Genomic DNA, 25735 nt, shown 5'->3' on the forward strand with positions numbered 1-25735 from the left:
GTCTTCGGACTCCTTGCAATAATCTGGAAAATTTTAGGTTTGCCTAAAAATTTTGATTGTGATTGCTCACCCTCAAAAATCCAAATAGATTCATTTTTATGAGAACGACAGGATTTTTCGTCTGTCGTCTAAATCTAGTTAGGTTCCACAGCACCAACGAGAATCGCATGAAGCGCCGCCTACAAATCTTCGTCTCAAGCACGTACACCGATCTGCTGCCAGAAAGGCAAGCTGCCGTCAGCGCTATATTGAAAGCCGGCCATATCCCAGCCGGCATGGAGTTGTTCACAGCGGGAGACCGTTCGCAGATGGAAACGATCAAGCAGTGGATAGATGAGTCAGATGTCTACATGCTGATCCTTGGCGGCCGCTACGGTTCTGTCGAAAAGACCTCGGGAATGAGCTACACCGAGCTTGAGTATGACTACGCTGTTCAGCAGTCGAAGCCACTCTTCGCTGTCGTGATAACCGAGTCGGCGCTCGAGGCCAAAGTCAAAGCAGGTGGCACCGTGTACATGGAGAAGGAGAATCCGAAAGAGCTGGCACTCTTTCGAGAAAAAGTACTTAGCAACATATCTTCATTTTTTGATGATCCAAAAGACATCAAACTCTGTGTGCACGAAAGCCTGGCAGACTTTGCGGCTAACCGCGATCTGAAAGGCTGGGTGTCCGCGGACGAGGTCATCGACACAAAGCCGCTCTTCGACGAGATTCGCAAGCTTGCCGAGGAAAACCGCCAGCTCAAGGAATCTCTTGCTGAGCAGGAGAAGCGCGCCTCTTCTCAAACAACCAAGGCTAATGAGTCGTTCCAGCAACTGCGCAAGGTGCTCCGCGCCATAGAGGTAAAGATTCCGGCTTCTCTCGCTGACGGCAAGGAAACGAAGCTCGATTTGCTCAGTCTCTTCTATGGAAACAAGGATACGTTCATCAACGGTGTTACGAACGCAGCCGGCACGAGTGAAGCTGAGACGTTCTTCTTCTACAACGTGTGTCCAAAGCTCCAAGTTCACGGATTGACGGTCAACGAAAAGGTTGCTGGTGCCCGCTACCGTAGATACGCCATTACTAGGGAAGGCAGTGCATTTCTTGCCGAAATGGAGCGGAAGCTTCTATTAAAGGATGATGCTGCTTCGCAAAACGCTACGGAGCGGGCGATAGTGGATGCCAAGGGTGAATCCGGTGATGCAACCACTGCGAGCGCCAAGAGTGCGAGCAAAGCTCCGGCGAAACGTTCCGTGCGCAAGAAGCCCGGTTGAACCTACCCCCCCCATCAAGCGGACATGCCACGGCAGGCTTCGCCTGCCGCGTCATGGCGCTTATGTCGAACGTTAGTGGATGTCTGCTTTGGGTCGAGGCTGTGTGAAAACGCATGAAGCACTGGCATCAACAAAAAAACGACCTCTCAGATCGCTCTGTATGCGTTTTTTTTTGACCGAGGTAATGGTGAGAAGACCCCTGAATTTCATGTTCGGGCGAGTTTTCACACAGCCTCGGTCGAAAACAGCCTCTCAAACTTCTCGACTCCACTTGCCAAAGCCCCGCGCGCGCAAGCGTCGCGCCTTACTTCGTGGATGTCCTGCATATTTCCGGCGGCTGTTTGAACGCAGCGACGCAGGAACGCAGTGAGTTCCGCCGGATCAGCCCGCTGCAAGCGTCGTCTTTTCTTTCCCCGGTTTCTTTTGACGAAGCAAAAGAAATCGGGTCGCCGCCGGGCGACTCCCGGCCTCTGCCAACAAACACGCAGCAAGCGCCAAACCAAGAAACACAAAAAACATAGCTGCCAGCGCTTTTTACATAAGCGCTAGAAGCCAAAAATACCAACAATCAAAAAAGGCCCACAGCCGAAGCCGTGAGCCTTCTCATCCAAACCAAGTTGTGAAAGCAGCGGTCCCCAAGCTGCCCCACGTTCAATGAACGTGCGCAATGTCCGGAATCGCCGCCATCAAATCCTTGGTATAGGCATGCTGCGGATCGTCCAGCACCACCTGCGCATCGCCCACTTCCACCAGCTTGCCGCGCTGCATGACGCCGATGTCGTCGCACATGTGGCGGATCACGGCCAGGTTGTGGCTGATCAGCAGATAGGTCAGGCCGAACTCGTCCTGCAGATCGCGCATCAGGTTCAGCACCTGGGCCTGCACCGACACGTCCAAGGCCGAGGTGGGCTCGTCGCAGATGATGAACTCCGGCTTGCTGGCCAGGGCGCGCGCCACGGCGATGCGCTGGCGTTGGCCGCCAGAGAACTGGTGCGGGTACTTCTTGGCGTCGTCGGGCTTCATGCGCACGCGGCGCAGGGCTTCCTGCACGCGCTCGGCCGTCTCGGCCGGGCCGCTGCTCAGGCCCAGCACCACCAGGGGTTCGGCAATCAGCTGCTCCACCGTCCAGCGCGGGTTGAGACTGGCGTACGGGTCCTGGAAGATCATCTGGAAGCGCCGGCGCATGGCCACGGTGTTGGCCGCGGGGCTCCATTTGTCCACGCCGTCGAACAGGATCTGGCCGCTGGTGGGCGGGGTCAGCCCGGCCACCATGCGTGCCACGGTGGATTTGCCGGAGCCGGATTCGCCCACCAGGCCGAAGGTCGTGCCCTTGCGGATGCTGAAGCTGACGTGGTCGGCCGCCTTGAGGATTTTCTTCTCCTCGCGCGCCAGCAGGCGGGCCAGCCAGCCGGCTGACAGGTCATAGTCCTTGCACAGGTCTTTGACCTCCAACAGCGGCTTTGCGCTGGCTGCATCGGCGCCCGCAGCGACATCCTTGGGCGTCCACGGCACGGCCTTGGCGACCGGGCCACCGCCCACTTCGGGCACGGGCAGGCGTTCCACGCGCTGGTGCACGCTGGGGATGGCGGCCATCAGCACCTGGGTGTAGGGGTCGCGCGGGGCGTCCAGCACCTGGCGCACGGGCCCGGTTTCCAGCACCCGGCCGTGGTACATGACCATGACGCGGTCGGCCGTCTCGGCGATCACGCCCATGTCGTGCGTGATCAGCATGGCGGCAGCGCCGCGCTCCTTGCAGACACGGCGCAGCAGGGCAATGATCTGCGCCTGCACCGACACGTCGAGCGCCGTGGTGGGCTCGTCGGCAATGATCAGCTCGGGCTCGGCGCACAGCGCCAGGGCAATCGCCACGCGCTGGCGCATGCCGCCCGAGAACTGGTGCGGGTACTGCGCCATGCGCTCCTTGGCATGGGGGATTTCCACCTCTTCCAGCAGCGCCAGGGCGCGGGCTTCGGCTTCCTTCTCGCTCACCGGCAGGTGGGTGCGGATGGTTTCGACCAGGTGGTCGCCCACGGTGTAGACCGGGTTCAGGCTGGTCAGCGGGTCCTGGAAGATGGTGCCGATGCGCTTGCCGCGGATGCGGCGCAGGTCTTCGCCCTGCAGGTGGTCGATGCGCAGGCCCTGCAGCTCCACCGTGCCGCCGGAGATGCGGCCCGGTGCCTCGATCAGGCCTGTGACGGCCGAGCCGGTCATGGACTTGCCGGCGCCGGATTCACCGACCACGCCCAGGATTTCACCGGGGAAGATGTCGAAAGAGACGTCGTGCAGCACGTGCACGGGGCCCTTGTAGGTGTCGAAGGTGACGCTGAGGTTGCGCACGCGCAGCACGGGGGTGCCGGTGACATCACCGGCAGGCACGGGTTGGTGTGTGTCTGGGGTCATGTTTATTGCAGCTTGGGGTTCAGGGCGTCGCGCAGCCAGTCGCCGACCAGGTTCACGGACAGGGCCAGGGCCAGCAGCACCAGCGAGGGGAACAGCAGGATCCACCATTCGCCGGAGAACAAAAAGCTCTGGCCGATGCGGATCAGGGTGCCCAGCGAGGGCGCGGTGGGCGGCAGGCCAACGCCGAGGTAGGACAGCGTGGACTCTGCCACGATGGCGTGCGCAAAGCTGATGGTGGCGATCACCAGGATGGGCGCCAGCATGTTGGGCAGGATGTGCTTGGTGAGGATGGCGGTTTGCGAGCGGCCAATGAGCTGAGCTGCCAGTACATAGTCCTTCTGCTTTTCCACCATCACGGCGCCGCGCACGGTGCGCGCGTACTGCACCCAGTCGGACAAGCCGATGGCGATGATGATCACGAACACGGCCATGTCGTCGCGGTAGCCCTCGGGCAGCAGGCCACGGGCGATGCCGAAGATCAGCAGCGCCACCAGAATGACCGGGAAGGTCAGCTGCACGTCGGCGATGCGCATCAGCAGCGTGTCGAACCAGCCACCGGCATAGCCGGCGATCAGGCCCAGCGGCACGCCGATGATCAGCGACAGCGCCACGGCCGATACGCCCACGAACACGGACATGCGCAGGCCATACAGGATGGCCGAGTACACGTCACGGCCCTGGTCGTCCGCCCCCAGGGGGTAGAACATCTCGCCCATGCCCTGGCTCCAGGGCGGGGTGAAGGCGTCCATCAGGTCCAGGCTGCCCGGATCGAAGGGGTTGTGCAGCGCCAGCAGCGGCGCGCAAATGGTGGCCAGCACCAGCAGGGCCAGCACGCCGGTGGCCACTTGGACCAGGCGCGACTTGGCAAACGCGCGCTTGACGGGCGAGTCGCTGGCCTTCCAGCCAGTCGGGGCCGGCGCAGGTTTGAGAGATTCGGTCATTGCAGCCCCCTTATTTCTTTCGCAGGCGGGGGTCCACCAGCACATACAAAAAGTCCACGAACAGGTTGATCACCACGTACAGCAGCGCGATGAACATCAGGTAGGCGGCAATCAGCGGCACGTCCACACCCTGCACCGAAGAGATGAACAACAGGCCCACGCCCGGCCACTGGAACACGGTTTCCGTGACGATGGCAAAGGCGATCAGCGAGCCGATCTGCAGACCGGCAATGGTGATCACGGGGATCAGCGTGTTGCGCAGCGCATGGCCGAAGTACAGGCTTTTCTCATGTAGGCCGCGCGCACGGCCGAAGCGGATGTAGTCGGAGCGCAGCACCTCCAGCATCTCGGCACGCACCAGGCGCATGATCAGCGTCATGTTGTAGAAGCCCAGCGTGATGGCCGGCATGATGAGCGCCGCCCAGCCCGAGGCCGTGAGGAAACCGGTTTCCCAGCCGCCGATCTTGACGGTCTCGCCCCGCCCGAAGGACGGCAGCCAGCGCAATTCGACGGCGAACAGATAGATCAGACCAATACCAATCAGGAAGGTCGGAAGCGACACACCCACCAGCGACACCGTCATGATGGAGCGGCTGAGCCACCCATCCTTGCGGATCGCGGTATAGACACCCAGCACCACGCCGATCACCAGCGCCAGCACGGCGGCGGTCATGGCCAGCTCCAGCGTGGCGGGCAGACGTTCGGCAATCACGTCGGCCACGGGGCGCTTCAAGCGGTACGAGATCCCCAGATCCCCCTGCACCACCTTGCCCACATAGGACAGGTATTGCATGGGGACGGATTTGTTAAAGCCCAGCTCTTCGACCAGGGCGGTGCGTTCTTCCAGCGTGGCGTCTTCGCCCAACAAGCTGATGGTGGGGTCGCCAATATGGCGAAACACCATGAAGGAAATGAGCGAGACGGCCAGCAGTACCAAAACTGACTGGCCCAGTCTGCGCAGCAGATGGACCAGCATGGTTTTACTTCGCGTTCTTGTTGATCTTCACGTCCTTGAAGTGCAGCACGTTGTCGGGGTGCACGGGAACGTTGATGGACTTGACCGAAGCGAAGTGGATGACCTGGTCATGCAGCGGAATGTAGAAGCGCTCTTTTTGCACCACTTGCCAGATGTCCTTGATGGTGGCGTTGCGTTTGGCCACATCGCTTTCCGAAGACAGCGAGATGATCTTGGCGTCCAGCTCAGGATTGCTGTAGTGCGTGGCGTTCTGCGCGCCGCGGCCTTCCTTGCCGCGTGTTGCGACCAGGAAGTCGAAGATGTAGGCCGAGTCATAGGTGGGCACACCCCAGCCGTACAGGTAGAAGTCGCTGTCGGCATTCACGATGGACACGCTGTGCTGCGCGATAGGGCGCGAGGACACTTCGGTCTTAATGCCCACGCGGCCCAGGAAGCCAGCAATCGCGGTGCTGATGGCTTCGTCGTTCACATAGCGGTCGTTGGGCGAGTGCAAGGTGAGGGTAAAACCATTGGGGTAACCCGCTTCCGCCAGCAAGGCCTTGGCCTTGTTCACATCGGCCTTGGGGTAGGCGGCCATGGCTTTGTCGTAGCCATTGACAAACGACGGCGCCATCACGCCCGAGGGGTTGGACAGGCCGCGCATCACCGAGCGCTTGATGGCGTCGCGGTCAATCGCCAGCTCCATCGCGTGGCGCACCTTGGGGTCGGCCAGGGGGTTCTTGCCCTTGACGTTGCTGGACTTGAGTTCTGCCGCACCCACGTTCAGGCCCAGGAAGATGGAGCGGTTTTCTGGCCCCTCGTTGATGCGCAGCTTGGCGTCTTGCTTCAGGCGCGCCACGTCTTGCGCAGGGATGTCTTGGGCAAAGTCCACCTCACCGGACAGCAAGGCCGCCACGCGGGTGGCGGGCGACTTGATGGGCAGGTACACCAGTTCGGTCACATCCCCCACTTTGCCTTTGCCCCAGTAGTTGGGGTTTTGCTTCATCACGGTGCGGCTGTCCACTTCGCGGCTGGCCAGCGTGAAAGCGCCGGTGCCGTTGACGGCGCGGGTGGCTCCATTTTCGGTCTTGCTGGTGGCGTCTTGCGTCTCCAGCGCGCCGTTGGCCTTGGCCCACGCCTCATTCATGATGAAGATGTTGGTCAGATTGTTCGGGAAAATCGGGTTCGGGCCTTTGGTTTTGACGTGCACGGTCAAGTCATCGACCGCCTTGATGTCTTCCACCGAAGCCAGCAGCGACTTCACCTGCGCATTCGGGCCTTTGGCACGGTTGAGCGAGAAGACCACGTCCTTGGCGGTCAGCGGCTTGCCGTCGTGGAATTTCACATTGGGGCGAATCTTGAAGACCCACACGGTCGGATCACCTTCGAGCAACTTCCACTCGGTGGCCAGCAGGGGCACCAGCTTGCCGTCGTTGGTACGGTTGACCAGGGTTTCATACATCTGGTGCATCAACACAAAGTTGGTGCCCGTGTTGAAGACGTGGGGGTCCAGGGTGGTCACATCGGCAGAGCGTGCCCAGCGTACGGTTTCAGCTTGCACCAATGCGGCGGAAGTCAAAAGGCCAGCGGCCAGCATCGCAGTGCCCAGGGTCTTCAAGATCATGTTGTCTCCAAAAAGGAAGGTGAAGTTGACGGTATGCCACGAGCCACGGATAAGTCGCTCTAGGGTTAGGCCTAGCAAGCAAAAAATGCACCTGCTGCGCCCTTACCGCCTGTCGTTTGATTTGTTATCCGCTCATCTTTATAGCGAAGCACACGTAACGCCACGCAATAAGCTCATGCATTTCTGTGCCTTCACGCAAAAATCCTTGTGCTGCCGCTTCAGGCAAGGTATGCACGAATGCCGGACAATGGTGGGCTGGCCCGCGCTGCGCTTTGCAGCGCTCGGGCCTGTTTGCTCTGTTTTGACTTTGGGCGCTGAACCCGCCTGTATGCCGCATGCACGCTACCCGTATCGTTGCCATCCGCCATGGCGAAACCTCCTGGAATGTGGATGCCCGTATCCAGGGGCATTTGGACATTCCGCTCAATGACGTGGGCCTGTGGCAAGCCCAGCGTGTGGGCGCTGCGCTGGCCGATGAGCAGTTTGACGCCATCTACAGCAGTGACTTGCAGCGCGCCTTGGCAACCGCGCAGGCCGTGGGCAGCGCCACCGCTTGCCCCGTGCAGCCCGACACGGGGCTGCGCGAGCGCTGTTTTGGCAGTTTTGAAGGCCGCACCTTCCACGAGATTGAGGCCGAGTCGCCCGAGCACGCGCTGCGCTGGCGCAAGCGCGACCCCGAATTTGTGCCCGACGGCGGCGGCGAATCGCTGCACATGCTGCGCGGGCGCATTCAGCACACCGTAGACCGTCTGGCTGCCCAGCACCTGGGCGGGCAAATTGCGCTAGTGGCGCACGGCGGCGTGATGGACATGCTGTACCGCCTGGCCACGCGCCAAGACCTGCAAGCGCCGCGCAGCTGGGAGCTGGGTAACGCCGCCATCAACCGCCTGCTGTGGACCCCCGAGGGGCTGACGCTGGTGGGCTGGGGCGATACGGCCCACCTGTCGCAAGCGGTACGCGACGAATTCATCAGCTGATTCATCACCTGCCAGGCTGCAGCGCATGTGCACGTCTGCGCACACCGGGGCTGCGGCACAGGCGAAGAAAAAAGAAGCAGCCAGCGCTTGCTCTATAACGATTTACGATAGTTTTGCATCGCAAACCATTGATAGACAAGCGCTAGCCGCTCTTTTATTTGAGAGCCCCTGCTGGCGGGTGCAGGCAATCCCTATAAAAACTCACGCCATTCAGGCACGTGCATAGGTCGATGTGAACGACGCCTTGGCGATCGTGTTGGCGTTGATCATGAAGCCGCCAATGGCGGTGGTGGCGTCGTCTGGCATATCCAGCTTGGCCACCGACAGCGCATGCACGGTGAAGATGTAGCGGTGCGGCTTGTCACCGGGCGGTGGACACATGCCGCCCCACGCAAAAATGCCGTAGTCGTTGCGCATTTGGCGCGCGCCTGCGGGCAAGTTGGCACCGCCTTTTTCCCCGGCATTGGCCGCCAGACGGGTCACGCTGGCAGGAATGTCCACCACCATCCAGTGCCACCAGCCGGAGCCTGTGGGTGCATCGGGGTCGTACACGGTCACTGCAAAACTTTGCGTGCCTTCGGGGGCGCCACTCCATTGCAAAACCGGCGATGCGTTGGCGCCGCCACATCCGAACATGTCGGACTCAAACACGGGCGCAATCGTGCCGCCTGCAGGAATGTCGGGACTGGTCAGGGTGAAAGTTGTCATGTTGGCGATCTCCTTGGTCACAAGCTGTGCAGTATGCCTGCTGCAGGCAGCCCGTTTCACGGAGCCTGCAAGCGCATGGCTTTATTCAAGAAAACCTCTTGTTTCCACGCTTGTGCTTTGCTGCTGGCGCAGCGCATGCACAGCCGGGGTGGGCACGATGCCGCTGGCCCAAGCCCTGCGCCAGGTGCCACAGGTGTAACCGCACACAGCATCTAGCCCGAAGCGAGCCCCACAGCAGGCAGCATCCCTGCCTGCGGCTTGACCCAAGGCAGCCACGGTTTTGCTGACGAATGCTAGATTGCGACCTTCGTTGTCGACTTTTTCTGGTTTTCACCCCGTTCTGCCATGCGCCTGCTGCTTGCTTTGCTTTTGCCCTTTTCCGTGTTTTTCACCATCGGCCGCCCTTTTGCGGGCTTGCTGTGCTTGCTTCTGCAAATCACATTGATCGGCTGGGTGCCAGCAGCGATCTGGGCGGTTTATGCCTTGAGCCAGTACAAAACCGACCAGAAAATCAAAGAAGCACTGGGTGGCCGTTGATACGGCTGCACCCTAAAATCCCATAAAAAAGGAGCGCGTTGCGCTCCTTTTTTATTGAGGATGTGCAGCGGTTGTGCTGCTGACCGGCTATGGGCTATGGCCTATGGCTTACAGCTCACCGTAGCTGTGCAGACCCGACAAGAACATATTCACGCCCAGGAAGGCAAAGGTGGTGATGGCCAGGCCCACCAGCGCCCACCATGCCGAGACGGTACCACGCAGCCCCTTCATCAGGCGCATGTGCAGCCAGGCGGCATAGTTCAACCAGACGATCAGCGCCCACGTCTCTTTGGGGTCCCAGCTCCAATAACCGCCCCATGCCTCTGCCGCCCACAGCGCACCCAGCACAGTGGCAATGGTGAAGAAGGCAAAGCCCACGGCGATGGATTTGTACATCACATCGTCCAAGATTTCATAGGCTGGCAAACGCGCGGCAATCGGTTTGCGCGCTGCCAAAATGGCCGCGACGATCAGCGCAGAAATACCGAAATAAATGATCCAGTAGCTGCTGCCAGTTTCCTGGCTCTGGCGGAAAGCCAAAGGCTCAAAACACAGCGCCACGCCCAGCAGCCACAAAGGCGCCAGCTTGTACCACTTGGTCTCCTGCGCCTGCTGCTTGATGAGGTAGGCAAACGCCACCATGGCGGCCAAGGCGAATGTGCCGTAACCAATAAAGTTCGCAGGCACATGCACCTTCATCCACCAGCTTTGCAGCGCAGGCACCAAAGGCTGGATGGCATGTGCTTCACGCACAATGCTGTACCACAGCAAAAAGCCTACCGCTGCGCTGACGACCAGCATCACAAAGCCGCCCAAAGCACGTGTTTGGTACTGGTCTTCGTAGTAGAGATAAAACAGCGCCGTCATCCAGATGAACATGACGAACACTTCGTACAAATTGCTCACGGGGATGTGGCCAATATCAGGGCCCAGCAAATAGCTCTCAAACCAGCGCACCATGGTGCCCACCAGCGCCAGCGTGATGGCCACCCAGGTCATGCGTGAGCCCATCGCGCCGAACGTATCGCGCTCGCCCTTCGCAAACAGGCTGATCCAGTAGAAGATGGTGGCCATAAAGCACAGCACGCTCATCCACAAAATGGCGGATTGGCTCGACAAAAAGTATTTCAGGCCAAACACCGTCTCCGAGCGGTCAATGTGCGCCGCGCCATCAGGGCCGTGATAGAGCCAGATGGCCAAGAGAGACAGGGCCGCAATCGCCAGCATGAGCTTGTTCAGCGGACGCCAGAACCAGCCCAGCCAAATCATGGCGGGCATCGTGCCAATCAAAATGCCTTTTTCGTAGCCATTCATCGCATGGCTGTACTGGTTCAAGGAAAACAAGCCACCAGCGACGACCAGCACAGCAAACAACCAGTCAAACCAGTTGCGCCGCACAAAATAGCCTTCATTCAACGTGATGGTGGAAGTAGTCGTGGTGCTACTCATACAGAACGCTCCGTGGGAGAGGCGGCTGCAGCCGAAGTGGCCAGCAGCTTTTGCTTCAAATTATCAAATTCGCGGTCAGTGTCCATGATCTTGCGATTGGAGGACAGCGCCATGGTTGCTTGTGCCGCATCGCCTTGCGGCGCTACCCAAATCCACAAGCGGCGATCACGGATATAAAGCATGGCAAACACACCGATGATCAGGAACAGGCAGCCCAGATACACAATGTTTTTACCGGGAGCGCGCGCCACCTGGAACACACTGGCTTGCACCTGCTTGAAGTCCTCCATCATGAAGGCCATCGGTGCGGGATAAAACTGCGCATCGCTGAGGGCAAAGACCGACTGCGTCATGAACCCCAAGGTTTGCTCGCCAGCTTCCAGCGGCTTCAGACCTGCTTTTTCGCGGCTGAGTTGCGCTAGGTCGTACAACACGCCGTTCAAGATGCGAATCAGCACTTCGCTGGCACGCTCGCGCTCAGCCTCGGGCACATTCGCTTCCATGAACTGGCCAATCGCCTGCAAACCGCCATCCGGCACGCCGTTGACCAGCTTGCCGCTGCCAGCAAACAGGTTCACCGCACGCAGTGCCGACTGCGTCAAGGCCTCACGCAGATCTTCACGCTCAGCGGGGACGGCCTGCTTGGCATAGCGGCGCACCGCCTCTTCGCGCATGGCGGGATCTTGCAGTGCAGCACGCATGCGCATAAAGCCTTGCATGCTGCCTTGGTCATCGGCAGGAATACGCAGGTAGCGGAAAGCCTCAGAAGGGTTCTCTCGCACACCCAGCAAGAACATGGACACACCATCGCCAAAATCGACAGGACTCATGTAGTTCTGGTACTCACGCGCTTGGCCCGAGGCATCACGCAATTTGTAGCCAATGCTGGGGCCAATATTGCGCAGCTCTTGGGGCTTCGCCGTTTTGTGGCCTCCGCCCAAGCGGGACTCAATAGAGCTGCGCAAATCCACCTTGCGCACATCCACTGCCGCATTCGCATTTTTTTGGCCGCTGAAGTTTTCCACGTTGATGGTGCGCAGTTCGGTGAATTCGAGTGTCATCACATCTTCGGGCTTGGATGAGCCTGCGCGCATCAACTCGGTGGCGCTGCCAATGTAGCCTTCCACCTCAAACGCCTCACCACCGGCTGTAAACGGTACGGCACGCAATTTCACTTGCGAGCCACCATCGTCAAAACTGGACTGGTAAATCTCAATGCCTTTGTAGCTGGCAGGGTGGTTCACCTCAATGCGCTTTTCGAGCTGTTCACCCGTTTCTTTGTCGTGAATGATCACATCACTGGCAAACAACTTGGGCATGCCGGTGTCGTAGTACTCCACCACGAACTTCTTGAGTTCCACCGAGAAAGGCAGCTCTTGCAGCAACACCCCATCTGACTGGTTCAAGATGGCCGTGCCAGCTTGCGTGCCTTCTGCCACCATCAAGTTGCCACGGTAGGTGGGGTTGCGCAGGGACAGACGGTGCTCTGGCGGCACATCGGAGATACGCCCCGCACCGGTGTATGGGGTCTTGCCTCCCAGCCACATTTGGGCTCGCACCACCATATCGCCATCGAGCAAGCCGCCAATACAAATCATCACGATCGCCGAGTGTGCTGCGATATAGCCCAGCTTGTTGGCCGCGCCGGCTTTGGCTGCCAGCATGTAGCCCTTGCCTGCGGGCGTCTCCCGCTCTTGCAACTTTACCTTCCAGCCACTGCGCGCCAGAATGCCCCCGATGCGCTGTGCGGCAGCTTGTGGCTGCTCGTTCAATGCAGCCTGTGCCTTGTGGTGAAAAGCCTTGAGACTTTGCTCGCGAATGTTTTCTTTGTAATTGCGCAAATCCGCCATGTATTTGGGCGTGTGACGCAACAGGCACAGCGTGGTGCTGGTCACCAAAAACGCCAAAATCAGCAAGAACCACCACGCGCTATATACCGCATTGAGCTTGAGCGCCAAAAACAGCTCCGCCCAGAAAGGGCCAAACTGGTTGACGTAATTGACACTGGGCTCATGCTGCTTGAGCACCGTGCCAATCACCGAAGCAATACAAATGATGGTGAGCAGGGCAATCGCAAAGCGCATGGAAGCCAGCAACTCCAGCAATGCGCGCATGCGCTGCGGTTGCTCAAGATGGGACGGCTTGCCGGAAGAAGAATCTGACATGAAAAAAGACACAAGGCCCTAAAGACAAAAGGCGGGGCCATCACATTTCGATGGTCCCGCCTTTATTGGGGTTTGTTATGGGCGGCAAGTTCCCGCTTGAACAGCGAAAACTTGATTTAACGCAAGCCGGCGATGTAATCCGCCACAGCCTTGATTTCGCGATCGTTCAACTTGGCAGCCACGTCCTTCATTTGAAGGTTGTTGGCACGCGAGCCATCACGGAAAGCATTCAATTGCTTGACAGTGTAATCGGCATGCTGCCCTGACAGTCGGGGGTACTGTGCAGGAATACCAGCGCCGTTAGGGCTATGGCAGCTGACACATGCCGCAATCTTGCGATCTGGTACGCCGCCACGGTAGATGCGCTCACCCAACTGCACCAGGTTCTTGTCGGTTGCAAAACCGTTCTTCGCAGGCTGTGTGGCCAACCAGGCCGTGATGTTGCGCATTTCCTCTTCGGACAACATCGTGGCGAAACCCTTCATGATCGGGTCTGCACGTTTGTCATCCTTGAAGTCATGCAACTGCTTGAGCAAATACTCTGGATGCTGTTGTGCCAATTTAGGATTGAGGACAATAGTCGAATTGCCATCAGCACCATGACAAGCTGCGCATACAGCTTCGAAACTGGCTTGACCTTTGACGAGGTCGGGTTTGGCCGGTGTATCGCCCGCCGCGAAGGCCGGGAGAGCGGGTGCTGCCAGTGCGGCAGACGTCAGCAAAGAGGCGAGCAACTTCATATTGTGGGTCTGGTTATGTGCGCAAAACTGCCAGATTCTACAATGAGGCCCCAACGCTTAATACCCCCCATGACGACCAACTCCCCCGCATTTGCTTCGGGTCAAACTTCTGACCTGATTGATCCCAAGCTCGCCATGGGCTGGATGCACACGGCACGCTTTTTAACCACGGCTGCTCAGCTGCACCATCTGCCCACGGTAGACGTGCCTGAAATTGCCTTCGTGGGCCGCTCCAACGCAGGCAAATCCACGTCCATCAACACCTTAACGCAGCAAAAGCAACTGGCCTTTGCCTCCAAAAAACCGGGCCGCACCCAGCACATCAACCTGTTTTCGCTGGGCAAACAAGGCACCACCGATGCGGTGTTGGCTGACTTGCCCGGCTATGGCTATGCCGCAGTATCGCGCTCGGACAAAGAGCGCTGGCAACGGGTGATGCTCAACTACCTGATGCAACGCGAAAGCCTGAGCGCCGTGGTGTTGCTGTGCGACCCCCGCCTGGGTTTGACGGAGCTGGATGAAGCGTTGCTGGACGCTATTCGCCCACGCGTAGAACGTGGCCTGAAGTTTTTGATCTTGCTCACCAAAGCCGACAAGTTGACGCGCTCCGAGCAAGCCAAGATTTTGTCCATCACCAAACTCAATGCGGGCGGCGGTGAAGTGCGCATGTTCTCGGCACTGAAAAAGCAAGGTGTGGATGAGGTGGCGCAATTGCTGTGGCACTGGTGCCACCCTGCAGGCTTGAACCCTACGGCAACGCCCCTTGCTGCAGAGGCGGGTGCCGCACCCGCAGTGCAGCCCCCTGCCACCGACACCCCCGCGCAATAACGCATAGACGCGGGCGCGCCGCTGCGCCACCATGGCGACTCCTACAAGGAGGTGCCATGATCGAAACCATCCGCCACCAGCTCCCACACGGCGTCACGCTCGAGTGCCGCAGCTGTGGCTCCCCTGGAAAACCCCTGTTGCTGTTTTTGCACGGATTTCCTGAAGGTGCCTTTATCTGGGATGGGGTGATGACGCCTTTTGCAGACCGTTGGCGCTGCCTGGCGCCCGATTTACGCGGCTACGGGCAATCCAGCAAGCCGTCATCCGTCGACGCTTACAAACCCAAAGCTTTGGTGCAAGACTTGGTGGCGTTGATCGCCGCCGAAAGCCCCGGCCAGCCAGCGGCAGCCGTGATCGCCCACGACTGGGGTGGCGCGCTGGCATGGAATTTGGCGATTCAGCACCCCTCTGTGCTGCAACAGCTGCTCATCATCAACGCACCACACCCCGGTGCTTTTGTGCGTGAGTTGCAGCACAACCCTGCGCAGCAAGCGGCCAGTCAATACATGCACTTTCTGCGCCGAAGCGATGCGCCTGCCTTGCTCCTGGCCGATGGCGCCCAGCGGCTGTGGGATTTTTTCCGCACGCCCCAGGGCGACTTGCCGGCCTGGCTCACACCGCAGTTGCAAGCCGTTTACCTGGCGCATTGGCAGCAATCACTTGCCACGGCCTGCCACTACTACCGCGCCAGCCCTTTGGCCCCGCCACGCGGCGATGACCAAGGCATTCACCAGCTTCAGCTGCCTGATGCGCTGCTGCATACGGTGGTTCCCACCCATATTCTGTGGGGGCAACAAGATAAGGCCCTGCTCCCCGAACTCCTGAACGGCTTGGAACGATGGGTGCCGCACCTCTCCCTCACCTATGCGCCGGATGCGAGCCACTGGCTGGTGCACGAGCTCCCAGACTTGGTGATTCGCCAACTGCACCTGATACTGCGCCAGTCTTTACCAAAAAGAGAGCTACTAACGCTTGACAGCACTAGCCAAAACACTGATTTCACCCTTGATTATTGATACAGCGATGCCTGCCCATCAGGGCGTGTCTTGAAGCGTTTATGCACCCAGTAGTACTGCGGAATCATGGTGCGAATGGCTGCCTCCAGCTCACGGTTCATGCGTGCTGTATCAGCGATGTGGTCTTCCGTAGGAAAGTTGTCCCACGCAGGCGTCATTTCTGCCACATAGCCTTGAGGCGTCATCCGGTTGTACAGCCCCACCACCTTGGCTTTACCCAAGCGGGCAAAACGCGAGAGCGAGGGAATGGTCGCCGTCTCTGGCACCTGGAAAAAAGGCACGAACACCGAATCGTTTTTGCCATAGTCCATATCGGGCAGCAAATACAGCAAGCCACCTTTGCGCAGCACTGAAATAATGGGTTTGACGCCATCTGCCCGGTTGAGCATGCGCACCTTGCCAAAACGCTGGCGCCCCGCCATAAACCAGGCATCCAGCACCGGGTCGGGGTTGGTGGCAAAGATCGACGTGAATTCACGCTCGGTGTTCAAAGGCAGCGCAAGCCCGCCCGCATCCATGCTGTAGAAATGCGGTGCAAACACGATGGTGGGGATGTCGCCTTCCAGCTCATGGACAGCGCCGGTCAATTTCACACGGCTGCGCACCAAGGCTTCCGAGCCAAACCACAGCCAGCTGCGGTCCAAAAACGTCTGGCAAAACACCACGATGCTTTCTCTGGCAATCGCCTTGCGCTCTGCCAGCGTTTTCTCAGGAAAACACAACTCCAAATTGCGCAACGCCACCTTGCGCCGGGGTGCGGCCACGAGATACAGCACATTGCCCACCACACGCCCCAGCCCACGCAACACGGGCAATGGCAGCTTGGCCAAACCATGCATACAGGCAATGCCCAGCTTGCTCAAGCTCATGCCGCACCACCCTCATCCGCAGAAGCTGCAGCTTCTTGGCGCGGCTGCTTGTAACGGCCATACCCCCACAGATACTGGGTGGGGCATTGTTGAATCGTATGTTCCATGGCCTGGTTCAATTGCACCACCGCAGCATCCAACTGCTCTGACAGTTGCATGGGCAGCGCTTCAAAAAAGAGTTCATAACCGCGCCCGGCTGGCAAACGTTCGCAGCGCGCCAAAATCACGCTCGCCCCGGTTTGCAATGCAAGCCGTGCCGCCAGTGTCATGGTGTAGGCATCTTTGCCAAAAAACGGGGCCCACTGACCCTGACCGTGCGGGGGTACTTGGTCCGGCAACAGCCCTACCGCTTGCCCTTTGCGCAGTGCTTTGATCATCTGGCGCACACCCGACAACGTGGTCGGTACCGCCTGAATGCCTCCACGATTGCGGGCCGTCAGCATCATCTGCGCCAACCATGGCTGCTTGGCGGGGCGGTACAAAATCGTGATGGGGCCATGCGCTTGTGACCACAGACTGGCAGCACCCTGCACCGACAGCTCAAAGCAGCCCAGATGCGGCGTCAGGAACAAAATGCCTTTTCCCTTGGCCCATGCCTGCTCAACCACATCGGTGCCATGCACCGTATTGACTGGGGTCTGTTTGAGCCACAAGCGTGGCAGCTCGGCCACCATCCGCCCCGCATGGCCCACGGCCGGCCGCACCTGTGCAAAGGTGTAGCCCGCTTGTGCGCTATTGGCCGCAAAGCGACGACGATAGGTCGGTGAAAACGCCCATGCCAACCAGCCCATACAGGCACCGATGAGGTGTGCGAGGGGCAATGGCACTGCAGACAAAAAACGAAAAAGGGTTGGCATTACAATAGCTGGGTGTCGCCGAGTTAATAGAGCAACTTGCAGGGCGACGTAAAACAAAACTGCTAAAGCGTTCGCCCGACTTCCGTGTAGCCGAGCAACGCAATTGCCCAACACAGGAGTTTATTCAATGGCGAACGACTTTCTCTTTACCTCGGAATCGGTTTCCGAAGGCCACCCCGACAAAGTAGCTGACCAGATCTCCGACTCGATTCTGGACGCAATTTTCACCCAAGACCCCCACAGCCGCGTGGCAGCCGAAACGCTGACCAACACCGGTCTGGTGGTATTGGCCGGTGAAATCACTACTGGCGCCAATGTGGACTACATCCAGGTGGCGCGTGACACCATCAAGCGCATTGGCTACGACAACACCGACTACGGCATCGACTACAAGGGTTGCGCCGTGCTGGTGGCCTACGACAAGCAAAGCCAGGACATCGCTCAGGGCGTGGACAAGGCCAGCGACGATGAGCTGAACATTGGCGCGGGCGACCAAGGCCTTATGTTTGGTTACGCCTGCGACGAAACGCCCGAGCTGATGCCAGCGCCCATCTACTACGCCCACCGCCTGATGGAACGCCAGGCACAGTTGCGCAAAGATGGCCGCCTGCCCTTCCTGCGCCCGGATGCCAAGTCGCAAGTGACCATGCGCTATGTGGATGGTAAGCCCCACAGCATCGATACCGTGGTGCTGTCCACTCAGCACAGCCCCGACCAGTCAGAAACTGCTACCAAAATGAAGGCCTCGTTCACCGAAGCCATCATTGAAGAAATCATCAAGCCCGTGCTGCCCAAGGAATGGCTGCAGGACACTAAGTACCTGATCAATCCCACCGGCCGTTTCGTCGTGGGCGGCCCCCAGGGCGACTGTGGCCTGACTGGCCGCAAGATCATTGTGGACACCTACGGCGGCGCCTGCCCCCACGGCGGTGGCGCATTCTCCGGCAAGGACCCCTCCAAGGTGGACCGCTCCGCGGCCTATGCTGCGCGTTACGTGGCCAAGAACGTGGTGGCAGCGGGTCTGGCGCGCCAGTGCCAAGTGCAGGTCGCCTACGCCATCGGCGTGGCTCGCCCCATGAATATCACGGTCTACACCGAAGGCACGGGGGTGATTCCCGATGCAGAAATCGCCAAGCTGGTAGCGGCACACTTTGATCTGCGCCCCAAAGGCATCATCGAAATGCTGGATCTGCTGCGCCCCATCTACGCCAAGACCGCTGCTTACGGCCACTTTGGCCGCGAAGAGCCCGAGTTCACCTGGGAAAAGACCGACAAAGCGGCACTGCTGCGCGCCGCAGCCGGTTTGAAGTAATGCAAACTGCCGCGCGATCCGCGCGGTATCTGTTCGGGGGAACAGCGCATACGGCGATAGCCATGTGCACCAATCCCCCCACAGATAACGCTGCATTACTGCTCGCGCTGCTGGCTGCAACAAGTTCGGCCCACCATCACTAAGCCCGCTGCTGCGGGCTTTTTCATGCCTGCGCCTAGGTGGGCCGCACTCCTACACGGCAACCCAGGCACCACCGACGAACGGTATTTAGCACGCGCCTTTATGGTTGAACGCATCTGCCACCGCAACGTGGCAGCCCACTACAAGGAGAGCACTATGCTGAAGTACGCCATCATTTTTGCCATCATCTCGTTGATTGCCGGACTGTTTGGATTTACCGGTGTTGCCGCCGGTGCGGCCGGCATTGCCAAGGTTCTGTTCATTTTGTTCTTGGTTTTGGCCGTCGTATTTGTGGTGCTGGCCGCCATGGGCGTGGGCGCTGCGCGCAAGATGCTCAAGTAAGCGGTGTTGAAAACATCTTCCCAAGGGCTGCGCATGCAGCCCTTTTCATTGGGAGAGGCTGCACAAGCTTCTACACTCAGGCGCATGCTTTCTTCGCTGTGCCACTGCTGCCATGACGCTTGACACCCACTTGCTGTTGATTGATCCGCAAAACGATTTTTGCGATTTGCCCGCCAACTTTTGCCCCAGTGGCCTGCGCCCTGCACTGCCCGTGCCCGGTGCGCACGCCGACATGCAGCGTGTGGCCACGTGGTTGCGCCAGCACAGCGCGCACATCGACCACATCACCGTCACACTCGATTCCCACCAGGTGTTTGACATTGCGCACCCAGCGTTTTGGCAGCAAGGCAGCGGCGACGAGGTGGCGCCATTTACCGCCATCACCGCCGCCCAGGTGCGCCAGGGGCAGTTCCAGCCCCGCAAGGCTGCGCACCTTGCGCGCACCTTGGCCTATCTGGATGCGTTGGAAGCCCGTGGGCGCTACACGCTGATGGTGTGGCCGGTGCACTGCGAGATCGGCAGCTGGGGCCATGGCGTACACGCCCACATTTTGTCGGCCTGCGCAGACTGGCAACGCAAGCAGCAGCGTGCCGTGTGCAACGTGTTCAAAGGCAGCAACCCGTGGACAGAGCACTACAGCGCGCTGGAAGCCGAAGTGCCCGATGCCAGCGCGCCAGAAACCTGCCTCAACCAGACTTTGCTGACTAGCTTGCTGCAAGCCCAGCGGCTGATTGTGGCGGGCGAGGCCAGCAGCCACTGCGTGCGCGCCACGGTCGAACATTTGCTGCAGCAAGCCCCTGCCGACTTTGCCCCACGCATCACCGTGCTGACCGATGGCATGAGCCCTGTGAGCGGCTTTGAGGCGCAGCACACCGCCTTCTTGCAGCACCTGCAAGCTGCGGGCGCACAGTTGTGCACCACCACCGAATTGCACCTGTAAAGCCACGAAAGCTGCCCGCATGCCCATCATCCACAGCCTGCTCGACACCGACCTGTACAAATTCACTATGTGGCAGGCCATGCTGCACCGCCACCCCCAAACGCAGGCCGAATACCGCTTTGCCTGCCGCAATGCCACCGCCTATCCGCTGGCCGATTTGGTGGACGAAGTGAATGCCGAGTTGGATCACCTGTGCAGCCTGCGCTTTACGCCCGATGAGCTGGCGTACATGGCCAGCCTGCGCTACATCAAAAGCGACTTCATCGACTTTCTGCGTCTGTTCCAGTTCCAGCGCAACTTCATCCGCGTGCAGGCCACGCCCGAAGGTGGCTTGCGCATTGAAGCCCACGGCCCCCAGGTGCATGTGATGGGCTTTGAAATCCATGTGCTGGCCATCGTCAACGAGCTGTATTTCCGCCGCTTGGCGCAGCCGGGCACCTTGGAGGAAGGTCGCCGCCGTCTGCAAGCCAAAATCACACAGCTGCGCGCCTTGCGGGATGAGCCCACCCTGGCGCACCCGTTTGAGCTGTCTGACTTTGGCCTGCGCCGCCGTTTTGCCGAGCCCTGGCACCGCGAGGTCGTCACCACCCTCACACGCGAGGTGCCGCAGTGGTTCAAAGGCACCTCCAGCGTGCTGCTGGCCAAGGAGCTGAACATCGTGCCCATTGGCACCATGGCACACGAGTATTTGCAAAGCTTTCAGGCCTTGGGCGTGCGCCTGCGCGACTTTCAGAAAGCCGCGCTGGAAGACTGGGTGCAGGAATACCGTGGCGACCTGGGCATTGCCTTGACCGACACCGTCGGCATGCACGCCTTCTTGCAAGACTTTGACCTGTACTTTGCCAAGCTGTTTGACGGCCTGCGCCACGACTCGGGCGACCCGTTTGACTGGGGCGACCAAGCGCTGGCGCACTACCGCAAGCTGCGCATCAACCCGCACACCAAACGCATGGTGTTCTCCGACGGCCTGAACATCGACAAAGCGCTGGAGCTGTGGCGCTACTTTGCGCCGCACATTCAGCTGGGCTTTGGTATTGGCACCAACCTGACCAACGACGTGGGCCTGCAGCCGCTGAACATTGTGATGAAGCTGGTGCGCGCGAATGGCCAGCCAGTTGCCAAAATCTCTGACACACCCGGCAAAACCCTGTGCGACGACGAAACCTATCTGGCCTATCTGCGCCAGGTGTTTGGCATTGCCGATCCGATTGCTTAAATTGTTTGCAATCCCGCCTCAAAGAAAAAACATAGCTGCTTGCGCTGGTTCAAAGGCAGTTTCAAATACAAAACATATTGAAATCCTTTAAAAACAAGCGCTAGCCGCTCCTTTTTATTTATGCCTGTGCCCCACCACGCTCCCCACACCGCTGTCTTGATTGGCCGCTTTCAGCCCTTTCACCTCGGCCACCTGGCCTTGCTGCAGCAGGCTTTGCAGACCGCGCAGCAAGTGGTGGTGGTGCTGGGCAGTGCCTTCCAGGCCCGCAGCCCCAAAAACCCGTTCACTTGGCAAGAGCGCGCTGCCCTGATCCGCAGCAGCTTGCCCGCCGCCGATGCCGCCCGCGTCCACTGCGTGCCTGTGCGCGACTATTACGATGAGCCACGCTGGGTGCAGGCCGTCATGGCCGCCGTACACACCCAAGTACCGCCCGGCGCGCGTGTGGACTTGGTCGGGCACTTCAAAGACGATAGCAGCAACTACCTGGCACGCTTTCCCGGCTGGGAGCTGCTGAGCCTGCCGCGCCAAGGTGACTTTGATGGCACCCCCACGCGCGAGCTGTACTGGAACCTGGCCGATCTGCCCCACGACGCGCTATGGGCACAGCTCGCCCCACTGCTGCCCGCACCCGTGGCCGACTGGTTGCGCCAGTGGCAAACCAGTGCTGATTACACCGCCCTGCGCGCCGAGTGGCGCATGCTCAGCGGCTACCACGCCGCCTGGGCCAGCGCCCCCTATCCTCCCGTGTTTGTGACGGTCGACGGGCTGCTGCTGTGCCACGGCCATGTGCTGCTGATCCAGCGCGGCCACGCCCCCGGCCAAGGCTTGTGGGCACTGCCCGGCGGGTTTGTGGAGCCGCGCGATACGCTGTGGCAGTCATGCCTGCGCGAGCTGGAGGAAGAAACCGCCCTGCCGCTGAGCACCGACACCTTGCAAACAGCCCTGCAAGGCGTGGAAGTGTTTGACCACCCCGACCGCAGCCTGCGCGGGCGCACCATCACGCACGTCTTTGTGTTCCATGTTCCCGGCACACAGCTGCCCCCCGTGCAAGGCGGCGACGACGCCGCTACAGCGCGCTGGGTACCACTGGGGGATTTAACCGGTTTGGAAAGCCAGATGTTTGAAGACCACTTTCATGTGCTGCGCCGCTGCTTAGCACGCTTTGGCACTGCAGGGCTGCCGATGGCTCTGCCGTAAAGCACGCCCACAGCACCGCTCGCGCCGCAAAGCCTCGCTATCCATCGCCCGCCATCGCCGAGCCAATGAAGGCACCTGCTCAGCAGAGCCCCAACCAACACGCCCAGCCAGCCCAAGTATTCGACCTGATTGCCCACCCGTCCCACAATCACCGCAGCCCCCCGCAGCGCACCTGCGCAGCCTGGTTTTGCTTTTTTTGCCACGCCTGCCCCTTGCAGGCAAGGCACTTCGCATTTTGGAAATTGCCATGACATCGCTGACCATCCGCCCCGCCACGATTGCCGACGCCGATTTGATCCTGCACTTTGTGCGTGAGCTGGCCATCTACGAAAAAGCCGAGCACGAAGTGCTGGCCACGCCCGCGCACGTGCACCGCACCTTGTTTTGCGACAACCCCAAAGTGTTTGGCCTGATCTGCCTGGAGGGCGACACGCCCGTGGGCTTTGCCGTGTACTTCTTCAATTACTCCACCTGGCAAGGCCAGCACGGCCTGTACCTGGAAGACCTGTACGTCTCGCCCGAGCAGCGCGGCAAGGGCGCCGGCAAAGCCTTGCTCAGCCACTTGGCAAAGATTGCGCTGGACAACAACTGCGGCCGCTTTGAATGGAGCGTGCTGGACTGGAACACGCCTTCCATAGAGTTTTATGACAGCCTGGGCGCCAAGCCGCAAAGCGAGTGGATTCGCTACCGCATGACCGGTGAAGCACTGCAAGCTCTGGCCCAGCAAGCAACTGTTCCTGCATCAGCATGAAGGATGCGCACCTGACCGCCTGCTGCCGCCACCTTCTCCCCACCAATCAAAACAACAACTTACAAAACAAATGCCAAAAAGTAGCAGCTTGGACAGCCCTTGCCTCTTGAAAGGCAAATTTTTCACCTTATTATTAGCACTCGATGGGCTTGAGTGCTAACAACACTCCCCACAGTTTTTTTGAAGCAGTTGGGCACCCGCCAAGCTGCTGACCACTTCAACCTTGTTGATTGATATCTAGGAGATGTTATGAACCTGCGTCCTCTGCACGACCGCGTGATCGTCAAGCGCCTGGAAAACGAAACCAAGACAGCTTCGGGCATCTATATCCCTGACAACGCTGCTGAAAAGCCTGACCAAGGCGAAGTGCTGGCAGTGGGCCCCGGCAAGCGCAATGACAAGGGCGAGCAAATCGCTCTGAACGTGAAGGTGGGCGACCGCGTGCTGTTCGGCAAATATTCGGGCCAGACCGTCAAGGTCGACGGCAACGAACTGCTGGTGATGAAGGAAGACGACCTGTTCGCAGTCGTAGAGAACTAAATCGCGCTCGCGATTTAGTTGGGTCGAAGGCTCACTTTGCGCTGCAAAGTAAAGGATACAAAGTCCGGCCGAAGACCAAAGTTCTTCCCAGAACATTGAATTTCATAGCTGCTAGCGCTTAACAGATAAGCCTTAGCAGCCAGTTTGAACCAAATTCTTTAGGAGCCAAAAATGGCAGCAAAAGACGTAGTATTCGGCGGTGAAGCACGTGCACGCATGGTTGAAGGCGTGAACATTCTGGCCAACGCGGTCAAGGTCACCCTGGGCCCCAAGGGTCGTAACGTGGTGCTGGAGCGCTCGTTCGGTGCCCCTACCGTGACCAAGGACGGTGTGTCCGTGGCCAAGGAAATCGAACTCAAGGACAAGCTGCAAAACATGGGCGCTCAGCTCGTGAAGGAAGTAGCTTCCAAGACCAACGACATCGCTGGTGACGGCACTACCACCGCCACCGTGCTGGCCCAAGCCATCGTGCGCGAAGGCTCCAAGTACGTCGCCGCAGGTCTGAACCCCATGGACCTGAAGCGCGGTATCGACAAGGCAGTGACTGCTTTGGTGGAAGAGCTGAAGAAGCAATCCAAGGCGACGACCACTTCCAAGGAAATCGCCCAAGTGGGTTCGATCTCCGCCAACTCCGACGAATCCGTGGGCAGCATCATTGCTGAAGCCATGGACAAGGTGGGCAAGGAAGGCGTGATCACTGTGGAAGAAGGCAAGTCGCTGGCCAACGAACTGGATGTCGTGGAAGGCATGCAATTCGACCGCGGCTACCTGTCGCCCTACTTCATCAACAACCAAGAAAAGCAATCCGCTGTTCTGGATAACCCCTTCGTGCTGCTGTTCGACAAGAAGATCAGCAACATCCGCGACCTGCTGCCTACCCTGGAGCAAGTGGCCAAGGCTGGCCGTCCTCTGCTGATCATTGCCGAAGACGTTGAAGGCGAAGCCCTGGCGACTTTGGTGGTGAACACCATCCGCGGCATCCTGAAGGTGGTGGCTGTGAAGGCTCCTGGCTTTGGCGATCGTCGTAAGGCCATGCTGGAAGACATCGCCATCCTGACGGGCGGCAAGGTCATCGCTGAAGAAGTGGGTCTGACACTGGACAAGGTCACTTTGGAAGACCTGGGCCAAGCCCAGCGCGTGGAAATCGGCAAGGAAAACACCACCATCATCGACGGTGCTGGCCAAGCTGCTGAAATCGAAGCCCGCGTCAAGCAAATCCGCCTGCAAATCGAAGAAGCGACCAGCGACTACGACCGTGAAAAGCTGCAAGAGCGCGTGGCCAAGCTGGCCGGCGGTGTTGCCGTGATCAAGGTTGGCGCTGCCACCGAAGTCGAAATGAAGGAAAAGAAGGCGCGCGTGGAAGACGCGCTGCACGCGACCCGCGCTGCTGTGGAAGAAGGCATTGTGGCCGGTGGTGGCGTGGCCCTGCTGCGCGCCAAGCAAGCCGTGGGCGAGCTGAAGACTGGCAATGCCGAACAAGACGCTGGTATCAAGCTGGTGCTGGCTGCCGTGGAAGCACCTCTGCGCGAAATCGTGGCCAACGCCGGTGGCGAGCCTTCGGTGGTCGTGAACGAAGTGTTGAAGGGCAAGGGCAACTTCGGCTTCAACGCTGCCAACGACACCTACGGCGACATGCTGGAAATGGGTATCCTGGACCCCACCAAGGTGACACGTACAGCGCTGCAAAACGCTGCTTCCGTGGCTTCCTTGCTGCTGACCACCGAGTGCATGATTGCTGAAGCCCCTAAGGCTGAAGGCGCTGCACCTGACATGGGCGGTATGGGCGGTATGGGTGGCATGGGCGGCATGGGCATGTAATTGCCCCGCTGCTGACCGAAGCTTCACCGCTTCGGTTGCTGCTCCCACACACAAAAGGCCGCGAAAGCGGCCTTTTGTTTTTGCGGCTTACGCACTTTGCTTGCGCTTTAAATATGTATCAAAAGCGGCTTTAGCGCTTATCCAGCAAGCGTTAGC

At 59.4% G+C, this 25735-nt stretch carries 23 protein-coding genes; 13 read left to right on the forward strand and 10 right to left on the reverse strand.

Annotated features, from left to right (window positions below):
* Positions 1 to 167: 167 nt before the first annotated feature.
* On the forward strand, positions 168 to 1256 hold the full coding sequence (locus B3R00_RS07670) for a DUF4062 domain-containing protein (protein WP_286998451.1): 1089 nt from the start codon (positions 168 to 170) through the stop codon (positions 1254 to 1256).
* Between the two features lie 651 nt (positions 1257 to 1907).
* Here B3R00_RS07670 and B3R00_RS07675 read toward each other — a convergent pair.
* From B3R00_RS07675 to B3R00_RS07690, 4 genes are read right to left on the reverse strand one after another with little or no spacing between them, the layout of a single operon-like run.
* Entirely contained in the window at positions 1908 to 3656 is a 1749-nt protein-coding gene (locus B3R00_RS07675) for an ABC transporter ATP-binding protein (RefSeq protein ID WP_286998453.1), read from the reverse strand.
* Positions 3657 to 3658: 2 nt separating this feature from the next.
* On the reverse strand, positions 3659 to 4597 hold the full coding sequence (locus B3R00_RS07680; RefSeq protein WP_286998454.1) for an ABC transporter permease: 939 nt from the start codon (positions 4595 to 4597) through the stop codon (positions 3659 to 3661).
* A gap of 10 nt (positions 4598 to 4607) precedes the next feature.
* Positions 4608 to 5573, reverse strand: a complete 966-nt coding sequence (locus B3R00_RS07685; protein WP_042414653.1) for an ABC transporter permease — start codon at positions 5571 to 5573, stop codon at positions 4608 to 4610.
* A gap of 4 nt (positions 5574 to 5577) precedes the next feature.
* Complete coding sequence (locus tag B3R00_RS07690; protein ID WP_286998458.1) at positions 5578 to 7176, reverse strand: ABC transporter substrate-binding protein; 1599 nt, start codon at positions 7174 to 7176, stop codon at positions 5578 to 5580.
* A gap of 335 nt (positions 7177 to 7511) precedes the next feature.
* Between B3R00_RS07690 and B3R00_RS07695 the strand changes: the two genes are divergently transcribed.
* Entirely contained in the window at positions 7512 to 8153 is a 642-nt protein-coding gene (locus tag B3R00_RS07695; protein ID WP_286998459.1) for a histidine phosphatase family protein, read from the forward strand.
* Between the two features lie 210 nt (positions 8154 to 8363).
* Here B3R00_RS07695 and B3R00_RS07700 read toward each other — a convergent pair whose 3' ends face one another.
* On the reverse strand, positions 8364 to 8861 hold the full coding sequence (locus B3R00_RS07700; protein ID WP_286998461.1) for a YbhB/YbcL family Raf kinase inhibitor-like protein: 498 nt from the start codon (positions 8859 to 8861) through the stop codon (positions 8364 to 8366).
* A 345-nt stretch (positions 8862 to 9206) separates the two neighbouring features.
* Between B3R00_RS07700 and B3R00_RS07705 the strand changes: the two genes are divergently transcribed.
* On the forward strand, positions 9207 to 9398 hold the full coding sequence (locus B3R00_RS07705; protein WP_219162874.1) for a YqaE/Pmp3 family membrane protein: 192 nt from the start codon (positions 9207 to 9209) through the stop codon (positions 9396 to 9398).
* Positions 9399 to 9506: 108 nt separating this feature from the next.
* Here the strand turns inward: B3R00_RS07705 and ccsB are convergent, their stop codons facing one another.
* The 3 genes from ccsB to B3R00_RS07720 all read right to left on the reverse strand — a co-directional run bounded on the left by ccsB (position 9507) and on the right by B3R00_RS07720 (position 13752).
* The gene (ccsB, locus tag B3R00_RS07710) at positions 9507 to 10847 is read right to left on the reverse strand and encodes a c-type cytochrome biogenesis protein CcsB (RefSeq protein ID WP_286998463.1); all 1341 of its coding nucleotides are present in this window, start codon (positions 10845 to 10847) and stop codon (positions 9507 to 9509) included.
* On the reverse strand, positions 10844 to 13012 hold the full coding sequence (locus tag B3R00_RS07715; RefSeq protein ID WP_286998464.1) for a cytochrome c biogenesis protein ResB: 2169 nt from the start codon (positions 13010 to 13012) through the stop codon (positions 10844 to 10846). The genes ccsB and B3R00_RS07715 overlap by 4 nt, the downstream gene beginning before the upstream one ends.
* A 116-nt stretch (positions 13013 to 13128) precedes the next feature.
* Positions 13129 to 13752 carry a c-type cytochrome gene (locus tag B3R00_RS07720; protein ID WP_286998466.1) on the reverse strand — a complete coding sequence of 208 codons (624 nt, stop codon included), beginning with the start codon at positions 13750 to 13752 and terminating at the stop codon, positions 13129 to 13131.
* Between the two features lie 69 nt (positions 13753 to 13821).
* Here B3R00_RS07720 and yihA point away from each other — a divergent pair, with 69 nt between their 5' ends.
* Both yihA and B3R00_RS07730 read left to right on the forward strand, forming a co-directional pair.
* Positions 13822 to 14580, forward strand: a complete 759-nt coding sequence (gene yihA / locus B3R00_RS07725) for a ribosome biogenesis GTP-binding protein YihA/YsxC (RefSeq protein ID WP_286998467.1) — start codon at positions 13822 to 13824, stop codon at positions 14578 to 14580.
* A gap of 56 nt (positions 14581 to 14636) precedes the next feature.
* Positions 14637 to 15596: an alpha/beta fold hydrolase gene (locus B3R00_RS07730; protein WP_286998469.1), complete on the forward strand. Its 960-nt coding sequence runs from the start codon at positions 14637 to 14639 to the stop codon at positions 15594 to 15596.
* Here the strand turns inward: B3R00_RS07730 and B3R00_RS07735 are convergent.
* Both B3R00_RS07735 and B3R00_RS07740 read right to left on the reverse strand, forming a co-directional pair.
* Complete coding sequence (locus B3R00_RS07735) at positions 15590 to 16465, reverse strand: lysophospholipid acyltransferase family protein (protein ID WP_286998470.1); 876 nt, start codon at positions 16463 to 16465, stop codon at positions 15590 to 15592. The genes B3R00_RS07730 and B3R00_RS07735 overlap by 7 nt on opposite strands.
* Positions 16462 to 17322, reverse strand: coding sequence for a lysophospholipid acyltransferase family protein (locus B3R00_RS07740; RefSeq protein WP_284213029.1), 861 nt, complete (start codon positions 17320 to 17322; stop codon positions 16462 to 16464). Before B3R00_RS07740 ends, B3R00_RS07735 begins: the two co-directional genes overlap by 4 nt.
* Positions 17323 to 17449: 127 nt before the next feature.
* Between B3R00_RS07740 and metK the strand changes: the two genes are divergently transcribed.
* The 8 genes from metK (at position 17450) to groL (ending at position 25579) form a co-directional block, all read left to right on the forward strand.
* A complete protein-coding gene (gene metK / locus B3R00_RS07745) occupies positions 17450 to 18634 on the forward strand; it encodes a methionine adenosyltransferase (RefSeq protein ID WP_219162882.1) in 1185 nt (394 codons plus the stop codon).
* Between the two features lie 297 nt (positions 18635 to 18931).
* Positions 18932 to 19117, forward strand: coding sequence for a DUF1328 family protein (locus B3R00_RS07750; RefSeq protein ID WP_286998473.1), 186 nt, complete (start codon positions 18932 to 18934; stop codon positions 19115 to 19117).
* Between the two features lie 112 nt (positions 19118 to 19229).
* On the forward strand, positions 19230 to 20057 hold the full coding sequence (locus B3R00_RS07755) for an isochorismatase family protein (RefSeq protein ID WP_286998475.1): 828 nt from the start codon (positions 19230 to 19232) through the stop codon (positions 20055 to 20057).
* 19 nt (positions 20058 to 20076) lie between these two features.
* Complete coding sequence (pncB, locus tag B3R00_RS07760) at positions 20077 to 21273, forward strand: nicotinate phosphoribosyltransferase (RefSeq protein ID WP_286998476.1); 1197 nt, start codon at positions 20077 to 20079, stop codon at positions 21271 to 21273.
* A 120-nt stretch (positions 21274 to 21393) separates the two neighbouring features.
* A complete protein-coding gene (locus B3R00_RS07765; protein WP_286998477.1) occupies positions 21394 to 22470 on the forward strand; it encodes a bifunctional nicotinamide-nucleotide adenylyltransferase/Nudix hydroxylase in 1077 nt (358 codons plus the stop codon).
* A 247-nt stretch (positions 22471 to 22717) separates the two neighbouring features.
* Positions 22718 to 23221: a GNAT family N-acetyltransferase gene (locus tag B3R00_RS07770; protein ID WP_286998478.1), complete on the forward strand. Its 504-nt coding sequence runs from the start codon at positions 22718 to 22720 to the stop codon at positions 23219 to 23221.
* Positions 23222 to 23470: 249 nt separating this feature from the next.
* Positions 23471 to 23761 carry a co-chaperone GroES gene (groES, locus tag B3R00_RS07775; protein WP_286998480.1) on the forward strand — a complete coding sequence of 97 codons (291 nt, stop codon included), beginning with the start codon at positions 23471 to 23473 and terminating at the stop codon, positions 23759 to 23761.
* Positions 23762 to 23932: 171 nt separating this feature from the next.
* Positions 23933 to 25579, forward strand: a complete 1647-nt coding sequence (gene groL / locus B3R00_RS07780; protein ID WP_286998482.1) for a chaperonin GroEL — start codon at positions 23933 to 23935, stop codon at positions 25577 to 25579.
* Positions 25580 to 25735: the final 156 nt, after the last annotated feature.

The organism is Comamonas sp. UBA7840 (assembly GCF_002501455.1).
Taxonomy (GTDB): Bacteria; Pseudomonadota; Gammaproteobacteria; order Burkholderiales; family Burkholderiaceae_C; genus Comamonas; species Comamonas jiangduensis.